The organism is Tabrizicola sp. (genome assembly GCF_034366665.1).
GTDB lineage: Bacteria > Pseudomonadota > Alphaproteobacteria > Rhodobacterales > Rhodobacteraceae > Tabrizicola.
The window spans coordinates 1-13,797 of sequence record NZ_JAXMMF010000001.1; the positions used below are offsets into that span (position 1 = coordinate 1).

Annotated in this window: 15 protein-coding genes and 1 riboswitch; of the genes, 10 read left to right on the plus strand and 5 right to left on the minus strand. The window is 67.8% G+C overall.

Going from position 1 to position 13,797, the window contains the following annotated elements; all coding sequences use genetic code 11:
* Positions 1-118 precede the first annotated feature (118 nt).
* A riboswitch (cobalamin riboswitch) is annotated at positions 119-346 on the plus strand.
* A 29-nt stretch (positions 347-375) separates the two neighbouring features.
* The 6 genes from U1E69_RS00005 to U1E69_RS00030 are packed head-to-tail and all read left to right on the plus strand — an operon-like array spanning position 376 to position 6,363.
* On the plus strand, positions 376-825 hold the full coding sequence (locus U1E69_RS00005) for a DUF1636 domain-containing protein (protein ID WP_322241931.1): 450 nt from the start codon (positions 376-378) through the stop codon (positions 823-825).
* Complete coding sequence (locus U1E69_RS00010; protein WP_322241932.1) at positions 822-1,586, plus strand: ABC transporter ATP-binding protein; 765 nt, start codon at positions 822-824, stop codon at positions 1,584-1,586. Before U1E69_RS00005 ends, U1E69_RS00010 begins: the two co-directional genes overlap by 4 nt.
* Positions 1,587-2,513: an ABC transporter substrate-binding protein gene (locus tag U1E69_RS00015; RefSeq protein WP_322241933.1), complete on the plus strand. Its 927-nt coding sequence runs from the start codon at positions 1,587-1,589 to the stop codon at positions 2,511-2,513.
* A gap of 6 nt (positions 2,514-2,519) precedes the next feature.
* On the plus strand, positions 2,520-3,866 hold the full coding sequence (locus U1E69_RS00020; protein WP_322241934.1) for an NAD(P)/FAD-dependent oxidoreductase: 1,347 nt from the start codon (positions 2,520-2,522) through the stop codon (positions 3,864-3,866).
* Positions 3,863-4,918 carry an iron ABC transporter permease gene (locus tag U1E69_RS00025; protein ID WP_322241935.1) on the plus strand — a complete coding sequence of 352 codons (1,056 nt, stop codon included), beginning with the start codon at positions 3,863-3,865 and terminating at the stop codon, positions 4,916-4,918. The genes U1E69_RS00020 and U1E69_RS00025 overlap by 4 nt, the downstream gene beginning before the upstream one ends.
* Positions 4,915-6,363, plus strand: a complete 1,449-nt coding sequence (locus U1E69_RS00030; RefSeq protein ID WP_322241937.1) for a cobyric acid synthase — start codon at positions 4,915-4,917, stop codon at positions 6,361-6,363. The genes U1E69_RS00025 and U1E69_RS00030 overlap by 4 nt, the downstream gene beginning before the upstream one ends.
* 33 nt (positions 6,364-6,396) lie before the next feature.
* Here U1E69_RS00030 and U1E69_RS00035 read toward each other — a convergent pair whose 3' ends face one another.
* Positions 6,397-7,362 (minus strand): zinc ABC transporter substrate-binding protein, encoded by a 966-nt coding sequence (locus U1E69_RS00035; RefSeq protein ID WP_322241938.1) that lies wholly within the window; start codon positions 7,360-7,362, stop codon positions 6,397-6,399.
* Between the two features lie 66 nt (positions 7,363-7,428).
* On the opposite strand from U1E69_RS00035, the gene U1E69_RS00040 reads away from it, so the two are divergent.
* From U1E69_RS00040 to U1E69_RS00055, 4 genes are all read left to right on the plus strand, one after another.
* On the plus strand, positions 7,429-7,911 hold the full coding sequence (locus tag U1E69_RS00040; RefSeq protein ID WP_322241940.1) for a Fur family transcriptional regulator: 483 nt from the start codon (positions 7,429-7,431) through the stop codon (positions 7,909-7,911).
* The gene (locus U1E69_RS00045; protein ID WP_322241942.1) at positions 7,908-8,678 is read left to right on the plus strand and encodes a metal ABC transporter ATP-binding protein; all 771 of its coding nucleotides are present in this window, start codon (positions 7,908-7,910) and stop codon (positions 8,676-8,678) included. The genes U1E69_RS00040 and U1E69_RS00045 overlap by 4 nt, the downstream gene beginning before the upstream one ends.
* Positions 8,671-9,453 carry an iron chelate uptake ABC transporter family permease subunit gene (locus U1E69_RS00050; RefSeq protein ID WP_322241948.1) on the plus strand — a complete coding sequence of 261 codons (783 nt, stop codon included), beginning with the start codon at positions 8,671-8,673 and terminating at the stop codon, positions 9,451-9,453. Before U1E69_RS00045 ends, U1E69_RS00050 begins: the two co-directional genes overlap by 8 nt.
* 102 nt (positions 9,454-9,555) lie before the next feature.
* Positions 9,556-10,536: a hypothetical protein gene (locus U1E69_RS00055; protein WP_322241943.1), complete on the plus strand. Its 981-nt coding sequence runs from the start codon at positions 9,556-9,558 to the stop codon at positions 10,534-10,536.
* Here the strand turns inward: U1E69_RS00055 and U1E69_RS00060 are convergent, their stop codons facing one another.
* From U1E69_RS00060 to U1E69_RS00075, 4 genes are all read right to left on the minus strand, one after another.
* Positions 10,537-11,337: an ATP-binding cassette domain-containing protein gene (locus tag U1E69_RS00060; RefSeq protein ID WP_322241944.1), complete on the minus strand. Its 801-nt coding sequence runs from the start codon at positions 11,335-11,337 to the stop codon at positions 10,537-10,539.
* Entirely contained in the window at positions 11,330-12,199 is an 870-nt protein-coding gene (locus U1E69_RS00065) for an ABC transporter ATP-binding protein (RefSeq protein WP_322241945.1), read from the minus strand. Before U1E69_RS00065 ends, U1E69_RS00060 begins: the two co-directional genes overlap by 8 nt.
* A complete protein-coding gene (locus tag U1E69_RS00070; RefSeq protein WP_322241946.1) occupies positions 12,196-13,062 on the minus strand; it encodes an ABC transporter permease in 867 nt (288 codons plus the stop codon). Before U1E69_RS00070 ends, U1E69_RS00065 begins: the two co-directional genes overlap by 4 nt.
* Positions 13,055-13,797: ABC transporter permease (locus U1E69_RS00075; RefSeq protein WP_322241947.1), on the minus strand; the 743-nt coding region annotated here is incomplete at its 5' end. The genes U1E69_RS00070 and U1E69_RS00075, both read right to left, overlap by 8 nt.

The following is a 13,797-nucleotide window of genomic DNA, read 5'->3' on the forward strand; positions in this document are numbered from 1 at the left end:
CTAAAGGCACGCCGAGCACGGCGGCACACAACAACAGTCGCAAGCGCTCAAATGAGAAATGGCTGACGGGACCTGGCGGAACAGGGTCGTTTTCGATCTTGAACCGTCCGGTATTCCGGCGCAGACAGAGGGGGATGGTTCCCGGCCAAACCACGCGCGGCCGGGTGAAAAGGGAACGGGGTGAGGTGTAGGCATCAGCCGCCAAATCCCCGACTGCCCCCGCAACTGTAAGCGGCGAGCGACCCCTCTCATGCCACTGGTCTGCCGTTTGAACGGCGGACCGGGAAGGCAAGGGGAAGCGGCGACCCGCGAAGTCAGGAGACCTGCCATCGACGCTGTAACCCACCGGGCGGGGTGCCCCGGAAGGAGACTTCGATGGACGAACTTCCCCAGGGGTCCCGGCCCCGGACGTATTCCGTGGCGCAATCCGCGCCGCATCAGGTGCTGGTCTGCAAGGCCTGCAAGCACAAGGGCGATGTCTGCAAGCCCGGCTTTGCGCTGCTGACAAAGCTGCGGGCCGCGATTTCGGCTGCGGGGCTTGGCGAGGCGTTCGAGGTGTCGGGCACGGCCTGCCTTGCGGGCTGTGTGCCGGACCACGGCGCGCCCTGCGTCGTCGGCTGGCGCGCGACGGGCAAGGCGGCCTGGCTCTTTGGCGACATTGACCCCGATCAATCGCTGGACGATCTGGTGGCGTTCGCCCGCAGCTACGGCGCACGGGACGACGGCTGGATGACCGGACGCGACCTGCCGCCGCGGCTTTGCGAGACCACGCTGGCACGCATCCCGGCGGCGATGATCGTGACGCAGGAAGGGGCGATCCAGTGACCGTGCTTGAACTGCGAAACGTCACCTGGGGGCCGAAGCGCGCCCCGGCGATCCTGCATGACATCTCGTTCAGCCTGGCGGATGGCGAGGTTCTGGCGATCTGCGGGGCGAACGGGGCGGGGAAGTCGTCGCTTTTGCGACTGCTCTATCGCCATCAGGCACCGCTGTCGGGGTCGGTCATCGTCGAGGGGCGTGACCTGTGGTTGCGCCCGGCGCGCGAAGCGGCGCGGATCGTGGCGGCGGTTCTGCAGGAACAGCCGACGGACTTTGCCCTGACCACGCGCGACATCGTCTCGCTTGGCCGTCTGCCGCATCGGCGGGGCATGGGGCCGGGGGTGCGCGACACCGCCATCACCGATGGGGCGATGGTCAGGATGGACCTGTCGCACCTGGCCGACCGCCCCTTCGGCACCCTGTCGGGTGGCGAGCGTCAGCGGGTCATGGTCGCGCGTGCCCTGGCGCAGGAGCCGCGCATCCTGGTGCTGGACGAGCCGACGAACCACTTGGACATCCGGCATCAGCTGGAGCTTCTGCGCCTGCTGCGCGGGCTTGGTCTGGCCGTGGTCTGCACGCTGCACGACCTGACCCTTGCCGCCGAATTTGCCGACCGCGTGCTGATCCTGGAGCAGGGCCGCGTGATCGCCGACGCCGTCCCGGACCAGGCCCTGACCGAAGCCACCATCGCCCGCGCCTTCCAGGTGGCGACCCGGATCGACCGGTCCGGCACGACCCCCCGTTTCTCCTTTCAGTTGGACCACTAGATGAAAACCCTGCTCGCCCTTCTCCTTCTGTCCACCCCGGCACTTGCCTTCCCGGTGACCGTGCAAAGCTGCGACCGCGAGGTCACGTTTGATGCCCCACCCGCCCGCGCCATCGCCAATGACGTCAACCTTGTCGAGATGATGCTGGCGCTGGGTCTGCAGGACCGGATGGTCGGCTATACCGGCGTCTCGGGCTGGAAGACCCTGGACGAGGAACTCCGCGCCGGTATCGCCGAACTGCCCGAGCTTTCCGCCAAATATCCCACGCGTGAGGTGCTGCTGGGGGCCGAGCCCGACTTTTTCTTCGCGGGCTGGAACTATGGGATGAAGGTCGGCGGCGAGGTCACGCCCGAGACCTTGGAACCCCTGGGCATCAAGACCTACGAGCTGACCGAAAGCTGCATCTTCGTCGGCCCCAAGGCCAGATCCTCGATGCAGGACATGTACAACGACCTTTTGAACCTGGGCACCATCTTCGGGGTCGGGGACCGGGCGACAGCGCTGGTCGCGGGGTACGAGGCGCGGCTGGCCGAGATCACCGCCGGTGTCGACCGCTCTGCCCCGCTGCGCGTCTTCGTCTACGATTCGGGCGAGGAAACCGCCTTCACCGCCGGGGCCTATGCGATCCCGACCGCCCTGATCGAGGCGGCAGGCGGCCGCAACATCATGGACGACCTGGACAAAAGCTGGGCCACCGTCGCCTGGGAGCCGGTGGTCGAGCGCAACCCCGAGGTCATCGTGATCGTCAACTATGGCGACGTGACGGCGGACCAGAAGATCGCCTATCTTGAGGCCAACCCCGCCTTCGCCAATGTCGACGCGGTAAAGAATGACCGCTATGTGGTCCTTGAATATGTCGAGGCCACCCCCGGCCCCCGCAACATCCGCGCGGTGGAAAAGCTGGTGACGGGCTTCTGGGGGAACTGACCACCGATGGACCGCCGCGCCGCCCTGACCCTGATCCCCGCTGCGCTTCTGGCGCGGCGGGCGCGCGCGCAGTCGCCGCGCCGGATCGGCGTGATCGGTGCGGGCCTTGCGGGCCTTGCTGCGGCGCGCGACCTGCGGGCGGCCGGGCATGAGGTGATGGTGATCGAAGCGCGCACCCGGATCGGGGGGCGCATCCACACCTCGCGGCTTTGGGATGATCTGCCAGTGGACCTTGGCGCAAGCTGGATTCATGGGGTGACAGGCAACCCGATCACTGCGCTTGCCGATCAGGCCGGGGCAGCCCGCGTGGCCACGTCCTACGAGCGCGGAGTCTCGCTGACCGCGGATGGGCTGCCCGTCGATCTGACCCCGGCAGTGGCAAAGGCCGACGCCCTGATCGCGCAGGCACGGTCCGCAGCCGAAGCTGAAGCAGCCGATGTATCCCTGGCGAAGGCTGTGACGGGAACATCCGAATGGCTGCAAGCGGATGGCAAGGAGCGGCGGTTCATGCGGCACTATGCCAATGCGACCTTCGAACAGGAATATGCCGGCGACTGGACCCGGGCCAGCGCCTGGCACATCGACGCAGGGGGCACATTCGGCGGCGATGACGTGCTGTTTCCGGGCGGCTATGACCAGATCCCACGGCACCTGGCACAGGGGCTGGAGATCCAGCTTGGAACGCCCGTCGCGGCCCTTGCCCCCCGCGCCACGGGGGTGGCGGTCACGCTTGCCGACGGATCGGAACTTCTGGCCGATCATGCTGTCGTGACACTGCCGCTTGGCGTTCTGCAGGCCGGAACCGTCGCTCTGGCCGAACCGCTTGCCCCCGCCCGACAAGAGGCAATCGACGCCTTGGGGATGGGGCTTTTGAACAAGTGCTGGCTCCGCTTCGACCGTGTCGCCTGGGATGACAACGCCGACTGGATCGAATGGCTGGGGCCCGATCCAGGCCTTTGGGCGCAGTGGATCAGCCTTGCGCGGGCGACCGGTACGCCAGCCCTCTGCGCCTTCCACGCCGGGTCGCGTGCCCAGCTGCTTGAGGCGCTTGGCGACGCTGATACGCTTGTCGCCGCGCATGAGGCGTTGAAGGCCATGTTCGGCACCTTGTTCCCGACGCCGGTGGCCGCGCAGGTGACCCGCTGGTCGCGCGACCCGTTTGCGCTTGGCTCCTATTCCTTCCACGCTGTCGGCTCCTCTCCCGCCACGCGGCGCGCGCTGGCCGGGGCCGACTGGGACGGGCGTCTGGTCTTTGCCGGTGAGGCAACTTCGCCCGATTACCCCGGCACAGCGCATGGGGCGGTCCTGTCCGGCCAGGCCGCAGCCCGAACCGTGCTGGAGCATGCCGGATGACCGAGACCCCGCTTGCCAGCGCCGCCCATCCCGCCTTGCGCCTGTCGCGCAGGGCGGGTGCCGTGCTGGGCGGCTGCGGCGTGCTTTTCGCAGCCATCCTGGTGGCCGTGTCGACCGGGGCCGTGCCGGTTCCGCTGGCCACGGTCTGGGGCGTGCTGGCGAACCAGCTGGTCCCCGGCATCGTGACACCCGACTGGACCGCCGGACGCGAGGCCATCATCTGGGACATCCGCTTTCCCCGCGCGCTGCTGGCTGCCCTTGTCGGGGCGGGCCTTGGGATCACGGGTGCTGCCCTGCAATCGGTCACCAGAAACCCGCTGGCCGACCCCCATCTTCTGGGCATTTCGTCGGGCGGGGCTTTCGGGGCCATTGCGGCCCTGTTGCACACCGGGCTGTTCCTTGGCCTTCTGACCGTGCCCCTGATGGCGTTCGGAGGGGCTCTGGCCGCCACTGTCCTGGTCCTTGCCGTCGCGCGCGTGACGGGTGCCACCAGCGCAGACCGGCTGGTCCTTGCGGGCGTCGCGGTCAGCTTCATCATCATGGCCGGGGCCAATATCCTGATCTTCCTTGGTGATCCCAAGGCGACCCACACCGTCGTCTTCTGGATGCTGGGCGGCCTTGGCCTGGCGCAGTGGAGCCACCTTCTCTACCCGCTGGCCGTCCTGGTCCCGGCGGGCCTCTGGCTCTGGAGCCAGGCACCCGCCCTGAACGCCATGTCGCTGGGGGACGAGACCGCCGCCTCGCTGGGCGTCCCGGTCGCGCGGTTCCGGCTTTCGGTCTTTGTCGCAGGCGCGCTGGTCACCGGGGTGATGGTGGCCTTTTCGGGGATCATCGGCTTTGTCGGATTGATGATGCCGCATCTTGTCCGCCTTGTTGCCGGGGGCGACAACGCCCGCGTCCTGCCTCTGTCAGCGCTGTTCGGGGCGGTCTTCCTGGTCCTGGCCGATACGCTGGCCCGCGTCGTGATGGCGCCCGAGGACATGCCCATAGGCGTCGTCACCGGCCTTGTCGGCGGGGTGTTCTTCCTGTGGCTGATGGCGCGCAGGGCATGACGCGGCGCATCATGATCCAGGGGGCCGGGTCGAACGTCGGCAAGTCGATGCTGGTCGCGGGCCTCTGTCGGCTGTTCACCCGGCAGGGAATGACCGTCCGGCCCTTCAAGCCGCAGAACATGTCGAACAACGCTGCCGTGGCGGTGGGGGGAGAGATCGGCCGCGCGCAGGCCCTGCAAGCCCGCGCCTGCGGGGTCGCGCCGCATGTCGACATGAACCCGGTCCTCCTGAAGCCCGAATCGGAAACCGGCGCGCAGGTCATCGTCCAGGGCCAGCGGCTGACCACCGTGCGCGCGAAGGACTATGCCGCATTGAAGCCGCAACTGATGGCCCCGGTGCTTGACAGCTTTCGCCGCCTCGGGGCTCAGGCCGATCTGGTCATCGTCGAGGGCGCGGGCAGCCCGGCCGAGGTGAACCTGCGGGCGGGCGACATCGCAAACATGGGTTTCGCCCGCGCCGCCGATGTGCCGGTGATCCTGACCGGCGACATCGACCGGGGCGGCGTGATCGCGCAGCTGGTCGGCACTCAGGCCGTGCTGGACCCCGACGACGCCGCGATGATCCGGGGGTTTCTCATCAACAAGTTCCGGGGCGATCCGCGCCTCTTCGACGACGGCTACCGACTGATCGAAGACCGCACCGGCTGGCGGGGTCTTGGCGTTGTCCCGTGGTTTCCGGACGCCCACCGCCTGCCCGCCGAAGACGCCGCCGACCTTGGCGGGACCCGCGGGTCAGGCGCCTTCCTGATCGCCGTCCCCCACCTGAACCGCATCGCCAATTTCGACGACCTCGACCCTCTGGCGCAGGACCCCGGTGTCACGCTGAAGATCATCAAGCCCGGCCAGCCCCTTCCCGTGGAGGCCGACCTGATCATCCTGCCGGGCAGCAAGGCCACCATCGCCGATCTGACCCATTTTCGGGCGCAGGGCTGGGACATCGACCTTGCCGCCGCCCTGCGCCGAGGGGCGAAGGTTCTGGGCCTTTGCGGCGGATATCAGATGCTGGGGCGCGAAATCGCCGACCCCGACGGGATCGAGGGCAAACCCGGTTCGGTCCCCGGTCTTGGGTTGCTGGACCTGACCACCGTGATGACCCCTGACAAGCGGGTGACCGAGACGACGGCGCTTCATCCTGCGTCGGGCACGCAGGTCAAAGGCTACGAGATCCACCTTGGCCGCACCGACGGGCTGGACCGCGCCCGACCGATGTTCACGGTGAACGGCCAGCCCGAAGGCGCGGTGCGCGCGGATGGCCGGGTGATGGGCAGCTATCTGCACGGCATGTTCACCGAGGACGCCTTCCGCCGGGCGTTCCTTGCCAGCCTTGGGGCCACGCCGGGGAACGTCAGCTATGACCGGACGGTCGAGGAAACCCTGGATGCGCTGGCCGACCACCTGGCCACACATGTCGACTGCGCCCGGCTTCTGGACCTGGCGCAAGCGTAGGGTGGGCGATATCGCCCACCCTACCCTGCCGCCTTATTGCAGGGCGCAGTCGCTGATGGTCCGCGCCATCCCTGTCAGAAGCGCCGCATAGGCGTCCGGCCCGGGTTCCAGCGACGAGCCCACCGGGTCGAGTGCGCCGCCGATCTTCACCGGGGTGCCCTCGGTCAACTGTTCGACCAGGGCCGGGTCATGCTGGACCTCGGGGAAGATGCAGACCACGCCGCCCGCCTCTAGCTCGCCCCGCAGTTCGGTCAGCCGCGCCGCACCGGGCGAAGAGGCATCCCCCAGCGCGATGCTGCCCGCGATCGTCAGCCCGTAATGCCCGACGAAATAGCCGTAGGCATCGTGGAAGGTGACCAGGGGCTTGCCCTGAACCGGCGCCAGCAGCGCCTGCAGCTCGGCGTCCAGCGCCGCGATCCTTTCGCCCGCCGCGGCGGCATTGGCCTGGTAGGTTGCCAGATTGTCCGGATCAAGCCGCCCAAGCTCGGCCGCGATCAGCCCAAGCCAGACCTGCGCATTGCCGGGGTCAAGCCAGGCATGCGGGTCTTCGGAGCCGTGGTCGTGGTCGTGCCCGTGGTCGTGCCCTTCCTCGGCGGAAGCTTCCTCCGCGTGGCCGTGCTCGTCCTCATGGCCGTGCTCGTCCTTCTGGCCCTCGGCGTCCTTCGCGGCGCCATAGGCCAGCCGCATCGTGCCCTCGGCGTCCAGAAGCGCCAGCGCGGCGGCACCCTCGGGGCGGCTGTCCAGCGCACTGTCCAGCCAGGGGGTCAGTTCCGGCCCGATCCAGATCACCAGATCCGCGTCGGCCACCGCCCCGGCCTGGCTGGGCTTCAGCTGGAAGTCATGCTCGTCCGCCCCGCGCGCCAGCAGAAGTTCCGGCGCGCCAAGGTCGCCCATCACCTGCGCCACCAGCGCATGCACCGGAGGAATATCGGTCACCACCTTCGGCACCTCGGCCAGGGCGGGGGTGGCGGTTGCAAGGAGAGTAATGATATAACGCATCGGCGGCTTCCTTCTGTCGTCGCTCCGCTCTATGTATGTAATATTATAACAGGTCAAGAGCCCCCGATGCCCGACCCCGATCTTGCCTTTGCCGCGCATGACCACGCGCATTGCGCCCACGACGCCTTGGCGCGGGCCGAGGCGCTGACTGCCGCTGCCGGGGCTCGGATGACTCCGGTCCGCCGCCGGGTGCTGGAGATCCTGCTGGAGGAACACAAGGCGCTTGGGGCCTATGACGTGCTGGCCCGGTTGGCGACGGAAGGCTTCGGCAACCAGCCCCCCGTCGCCTACCGCGCGCTGGAATTCCTGGTGGAACAAGGCCTTGCCCACCGCATCCAGCGCCTGAACGCCTTTACCGCCTGCGTCCATCCCGGCGAAGACCACGCCCCCGCCTTCCTGATCTGCCGCACGTGCCACATGGTCGCCGAGGCCGAAGCCAGCGCCGCCCGCGCCTCGCTGGACGCCGAGGCGGCACGGGCCGGGTTCCAGGTCGAGCGGTCCACCATCGAGGCGCTTGGCCTCTGCCCGAACTGCCGGGGGCAGGCATGAGCCTGATCGCGGCCGAGCATGTCTGCGTCCGTTTCGGGGCCGACGAGGTGCTGCATGATATCAGCCTGAAGGTCGACCCGGGCGAGATCGTCACGATTCTGGGCCCGAACGGATCGGGCAAATCGACGCTGCTGCGCGCGCTTCTGGGAATCGTGCCAGTGGCCGAGGGCCGCCTTCTGCGGCAAGCGGGTCTGCGGATCGGCTATGTCCCGCAGAAGCTGACCGTTGACCGCACGATGCCGATCACCGTGCGCCGCTTCCTGTCGCTGCCGACGAGGGTGACCGACCAGGCCGCGGAAGAGGCACTGGCGCGGGTTGGCATGGCAGGCCAGGGCGCCGAGCAGATGACCACGCTGTCGGGCGGCCAGCTGCAACGGGTCCTTCTGGCCCGCGCGCTTCTGGGCAAGCCGCAAATTCTGATGCTGGACGAGCCGACCTCGGGCCTGGACCAGCCGGGCGAGGCGGCCTTCTACCGCCTGATCGAGGAAGTCAGGGCGGAAACCGGCGCGGCGGTCCTGATGATCAGCCACGACCTGCATGTGGTGATGGCGGCAAGTGACCGCGTGATCTGTCTCAACGGCCATATCTGCTGCGAAGGCACGCCTCGCGTGGTCTCGACCGCGCCGGAATACCGGGCGCTCTTCGGGCTGGGCACCCAGGGCGCGCTGGCGCTGTATCGTCACGAGCACGACCACGAGCATGACGACGGCCACCCGCATCACCACCACCATCACCACGAGCACGGGCACGGGCACGACCATGCTTGACGATTTCCTGGTCCGCGCAGGACTTGCGGCTGTCGGGTTGTCGCTGGCCACCGGGCCGCTGGGGTCTTTCGTCATCTGGCGGCGGATGGCCTATTTCGGCGATGCCACCGCCCACGCCGCCGTGCTGGGCGTGGCACTGGCGCTGGCGACCGATCTGCCCATCGGGCTTGGCACCCTGACCGTTGCCTTGGCGATGGCCGTCACTGTCGCGGGGCTGTCGGCCCGGGGCTGGGCGATGGACACCACCCTTGGTGTCCTGGCGCATTCCGCGCTGGCCTTCGGCCTGGTCGCCGTCAGCTTCTTCCCCACCGTGCGCACCGACCTGTCGAGCTATCTTTTCGGCGACATCCTTGCCGTTTCTCGGTCGGAACTGGCGCTGGTCTGGCTTGGGTCGCTTGCGGTGCTGGGGCTCTTGGCCTGGCGCTGGCAGCGGCTTCTGACCGCCACCTTGTCGGAAGACCTGGCCCATGCCGCCGGGATCAACCCCGACCGTGAGCGTCTGGTCCTGGTCATCGCGCTGGCCCTTGTCGTCGCCGTGGCGCTGAAGATCGTCGGCGCGCTGCTGATCGCGGCCATGCTGATCATCCCCGCCGCCGCCGCCCGCAGCTTTGCCCGCACGCCCGAGGCGATGGCCGCCGCCGCCATCGTCCTGGGCGCGGTCTCGGGGCTTGGCGGTCTGGGGCTGTCGCTGTGGCAGGACACTCCGACCGGCCCTTCGATCATCGTGGTCGCCGCCGTGCTGTTTGCGCTGACCTCGACACTTCGCCGGATCTGACAAAATCTTCGTCCCTGCCCGAAGCTTGCCAAAATTCGCGGCTATCAGCGGCGCAAATCAGCAAGGACTTGCCCCGTGTTTCGCCTGATCGGTTTTCTCGTGATGTTCACCGCCACTGCCGGCGGCTACATGTTCTTCGACTACAAGATGTCCGCCCGCTGGTCGGGGCGCGAGGATGGCGAAGGGCTGACCTTCACCGAATATCTGTCGGGCTTTTCCGGTCGGCTGTCGGGCCTCGGCGGCTCGGCCGCGGCTGCGGGGCTGCCGACCAAGCTGGGTGACATGTTGCCAAAGCCACCCGAAGGCTGGACGGTGCGCCCGACCGAGGCCGCGGATGTCGAAGGCTTCCTGCCGAAATCGCCCAAGAAGGCCGACAGGAAGGCCGTCGAGACCGTGACCAAGGTTGGCAAGACCGACGGCGGGTCCGGGACCGAGGTCGTCGCCCTGACCTACGAGAAGGGCGACCGCAAGGTCGTGATCAAGGCGGTCCGCTACCCCAACATCATCTTCACCAGTTTCGCCGCCATGGCGCAGCGGATGGAGCTGCAGATGATGACGGCCGAGTTTCGCGGGACCGAATTCATGACCGTCCGCGGCCTGGACGTGACCGAGGACCTGCTGCCCGAAGGCTTCCGGGGCCGCTACTTCATCGCGGATGTGGGCGCGCAGATCCATCTGCGGGTCCTGGCTCCGAAGCGCATGACGGACGAAGACCTGGTGCCCTTCTTCCAGACCCTGCACGTCAAGGCGCTGAACGCCGGGGTGATCGACAAGGTCGAAGGTCTGGGCGATGTGCCGGTGATCGTGCTGGCCTCGGCCCTCGACGAGGCCGAGCGTGAGGCCTACGTCGCCGATGTCGCGGCACGTGAGGCGGAAGCCGCCGCCCGCGAGGCCGAAGAGCAGCAAGCGGCCGAAGCCGCCGGGGAACCCGTGGTCGAGGATGGGGGCGGCGGTTTCCTTGGCGGTCTTTTTGGCGGCAGCGAAGAGGAAGCGGTGGCCGAAGAGCCCGCCGCCGAAGCCACGGCCAGTTGCAGCACCGGCAAGGACGGGGTCAAGCGCTGCAGCGTCGGGTCCTCGGACTAGTCAGGTCCAGGCCTGCGCCGGATCGGGCAGCGGGATCGCCTCAAGCAGCTCGCGGGTGTAGGCGGCCTGCGGGTGGGCGAAAAGGTCGGCGGTGGGCTGATCCTCGACGATCTCGCCGCGATGCAGAACGATGGTGCGCTGGCACAGGCGGCGGATCACCGAAAGGTCGTGGCTGATGAAGGCCAGCGTCAGCCCAAGGTCCTGGACGAGACGCTCCAGCAGGTTCAGCACCTGCGCCTGAGAGGACACGTCAAGACCCGAGACGATCTCGTCGGCCAGGATGAAGTCCGGCTCCAGCGCGATGGCGCGGGCGATGCCGACGCGCTGGCGCTGGCCGCCGGACAATTCGTGCGGGTAGCGGGTGGCGAAGCTTTGCGGCAGGCCGACCTGATCCAGCGCCTTTGCCACCCGGTCGGGGATCGCGTCGAAACGGTGCAGGCGCAGGGGCTCGGCGATGATGGTGCCGACGCGGTGGCGCGGGTTCAAGGACGACATCGGGTCCTGGAAGATCATCTGGAACCTGCGGCGCAGCTGGCGAAGGGCGGCTTCCGGCAGGTGGGTGATGTCACTCCCGTCAAAGCGGATCGCCCCGCCCGAGGGTTCAAGAAGCCGCACCAGCGCCCGGCCCAGCGTCGACTTGCCGGACCCCGAGCCGCCGACGATGCCGACCACCGCGCCCTTGGGGATGGTGAAGCTTAGGCCGCGCAAAATCTCGATATGCGGAGCCGCGCCGAACAGGGGCTTGGCGGTCATGTCCGCCAGCGACAGGCGCAGGTTTTCGATCTGGTAAAGGTCAGCCATGCGAAAGCCTCCGGTCGAAGGCGGCCACTTCTGCCTGCACGGCGGCGATCACCGCCTCGGGGACCGGGATCAGCCCGGCCGAGGGGTCGGTGTATTTCGGGGTCGCCGCCAGCAGTGCCGCCGAATAGGCATGGCGCGGGGCGGCGAAGAAATCGGCGACCGAGGTGTCCTCGACCACCATCCCGGCATAAAGGACTGAAAGCTTCTGGCAGACCTTGGACACCACGCCCAGGTCATGCGTCACGAACAGAAGCGCCGTGCCGTGCCGCGCCTGCATCCCCGCGATCAGCTTCAGGATCTGCTTCTGCACAGTGACGTCCAGCGCGGTGGTCGGCTCATCCGCGACGATCAGCTTCGGCTCGGCGGCAAAGGCGCTGGCGATCAGGATGCGCTGGCGCATGCCGCCCGACAGCTCATGCGGATAGGACCGCAGCACCCGGTCGGGGTCGGGGATCTGCACTTCGGCCAGAAGTTCGCGTGCACGGGCGTCGGCATTGGCGCGGGTCCAGCCCAGGATGTCGACCAGCCGGTCGGTGATCTGCGGCCCGATCCGGTGACTTGGGTTCAGCGCGGTGAGGGGGTCCTGCGGGATCAGGGCGCAGCTTGCCCCGATCCGGCGGCGGCGCAGCGCGGGCGGCAGTTTCAGGAGGTCCACGCCGTCCAGCAGGATCTCGCCCCCGGTCACCTCGATGGACGGCGGCAGGATGCCCAGCACCGCCTTGCCGATCATCGACTTCCCCGCCCCGGATTCGCCGACCAGCCCGCGCACCTCGCCCGCTGCAAGGTCCAGCGACACGCGACGGAGCAAAGGCGGACCTTTCTTCAGCCGGACAGACAGGTTGCGGATCGACAGAAAGCTCATCTCAGCACCGGATCGAAGCGGTCCTTCAACCCTTCGCCCAGTTGGGAAAAGGCCAGGACGGTCAGGAACAGCGTGATCAGCGGGAAGACCAGCACCCACCAGGCCTGATGCACGCTTGTCCGCCCCTCCGAGATCATCCCGCCCCAGGTCGGATCGTCTGTGGAAATGGAGAGGTTCACGAAACTCAGGATCGCCTCGACGATGACGGCGATGCCCATCTCCAGCGTCAGAAGGACGACGATGGTCGGCAGCACATTGGGCAGGATCTCCCGCAGCATCGTCCCCAGCCGCCCCCGCCCGGCGACGCGGGCCGAGGCGACATAGTCCATCGCGCCCTGGGTCATCGCCTCGGCCCGGACGACGCGGGCAAAGCGGGTCCAGTCGATGACCACGATGGCAATGATGATCGACATCAGGCCGGGTCCAAGGACGGCGATCAGTAGGATCGAGAACAGAACCGGCGGGAAGGCCATCCAGATGTCGATCAACCGGCTGATCACCATGTCGACCCAGCCGCGCAGGAACCCGGCCAGCAGGCCCAGCGTCGCGCCGACAAGGCAGGTGATTGACCCCGCGATCAGCGCTACCGCCAGCGCCACCCGCGCGCCGTGGATGATCCGGCTCAGCACATCGCGGCCCAGACTGTCGGTTCCCAGCCAGTAGCCCGGCTCGGCCCCCGGCATCCAGAACGGAGGCAGGCGGCCCAGGAACAGGTCCTGCGCCAAGGGGTCCTTTGGCGCGATCCAGGGGGCGAAAAGCGCCACGATGCAAAGCAGACCCAGCCACCCGGCCGAAAGCCACAGCCGCAGCCCCGCTTTGCGGCGGACCATCGAGCGTCCGTCGATTGCCTTTGCCTCAGCCATGACGCAGCCTTGGGTTCAACACGGTGTAAAGCAGGTCCACGATCAGGTTCACCCCGGTGAATATCACCGCGAACAGGATCACGATGCCCTGGATCAGCGGCAGGTCGCGGTTGATGACGGCGTCGATGGCCATGTTGCCCAGACCCTCGTAGGAAAAGAGCCGCTCGATGATCACCGTGCCACCGATCAGGAAGGTGAACTGCACCCCCACCAGTGTCAGCGTCGGCAGGGCGGCGTTGCGCAAGGCCTCGCGCAGAATGACCCGCGTCTCGCCGTAACCCTTGGTGCGGGCGAGGGTGACGTAATCCAGGTTCATCGTCTCTTTCAACGATTGCTTCAGAAGCTGGCCGATGATGGCGGCTAGGGGGATCGCCAGCGCCAAGGCGGGCATGAACATATGCGCGACGATATCCGCCCAAAGGTCAAAGCGCAGGCGGACCAGGCTTTCGAAGAGGTAGAAGTTGGTGGTGAAGGGCAGCTCCAGACTGGGCGTCACCCGGCCCGAGATGTGGAACACCGGCACCAGCACGCCAAAGAGCAGGATCAGCACCAGCCCCCACAGAAAATCCGGCACCGACAGCGCCATGCCGTTGGCCACGTCGATGGCGCCCTCGGTCCTGCCGCCCCGGAAGCGGGTCCCGGTCAACGCCGCCGCGCCGCCCAGGATCATCGCCATGACCAGCGCCATGATCGACAGCTCCAGCGTGGCGGGCAAGCGGCCCAGGACAAGGTTCA

Bases quoted from the DNA above. Each gene is read 5' to 3' on its own strand.
- U1E69_RS00030 (WP_322241937.1), top strand. From the start codon at position 4,915: ATGACGCGGCGCATCATGATCCAGGGGGCCGGGTCGAACGTCGGCAAG.
- U1E69_RS00045 (WP_322241942.1), top strand. From the start codon at position 7,908: ATGAGCCTGATCGCGGCCGAGCATGTCTGCGTCCGTTTCGGGGCCGAC.
- U1E69_RS00040 (WP_322241940.1), top strand. From the start codon at position 7,429: ATGCCCGACCCCGATCTTGCCTTTGCCGCGCATGACCACGCGCATTGC.
- U1E69_RS00025 (WP_322241935.1), top strand. From the start codon at position 3,863: ATGACCGAGACCCCGCTTGCCAGCGCCGCCCATCCCGCCTTGCGCCTG.
- U1E69_RS00015 (WP_322241933.1), top strand. From the start codon at position 1,587: ATGAAAACCCTGCTCGCCCTTCTCCTTCTGTCCACCCCGGCACTTGCC.
- U1E69_RS00020 (WP_322241934.1), top strand. From the start codon at position 2,520: ATGGACCGCCGCGCCGCCCTGACCCTGATCCCCGCTGCGCTTCTGGCG.
- U1E69_RS00005 (WP_322241931.1), top strand. From the start codon at position 376: ATGGACGAACTTCCCCAGGGGTCCCGGCCCCGGACGTATTCCGTGGCG.
- U1E69_RS00070 (WP_322241946.1), bottom strand. From the start codon at position 13,062: ATGGCTGAGGCAAAGGCAATCGACGGACGCTCGATGGTCCGCCGCAAA.
- U1E69_RS00055 (WP_322241943.1), top strand. From the start codon at position 9,556: ATGTTCACCGCCACTGCCGGCGGCTACATGTTCTTCGACTACAAGATG.
- U1E69_RS00060 (WP_322241944.1), bottom strand. From the start codon at position 11,337: ATGGCTGACCTTTACCAGATCGAAAACCTGCGCCTGTCGCTGGCGGAC.
- U1E69_RS00065 (WP_322241945.1), bottom strand. From the start codon at position 12,199: ATGAGCTTTCTGTCGATCCGCAACCTGTCTGTCCGGCTGAAGAAAGGT.
- U1E69_RS00035 (WP_322241938.1), bottom strand. From the start codon at position 7,362: ATGCGTTATATCATTACTCTCCTTGCAACCGCCACCCCCGCCCTGGCC.
- U1E69_RS00050 (WP_322241948.1), top strand. From the start codon at position 8,671: ATGCTTGACGATTTCCTGGTCCGCGCAGGACTTGCGGCTGTCGGGTTG.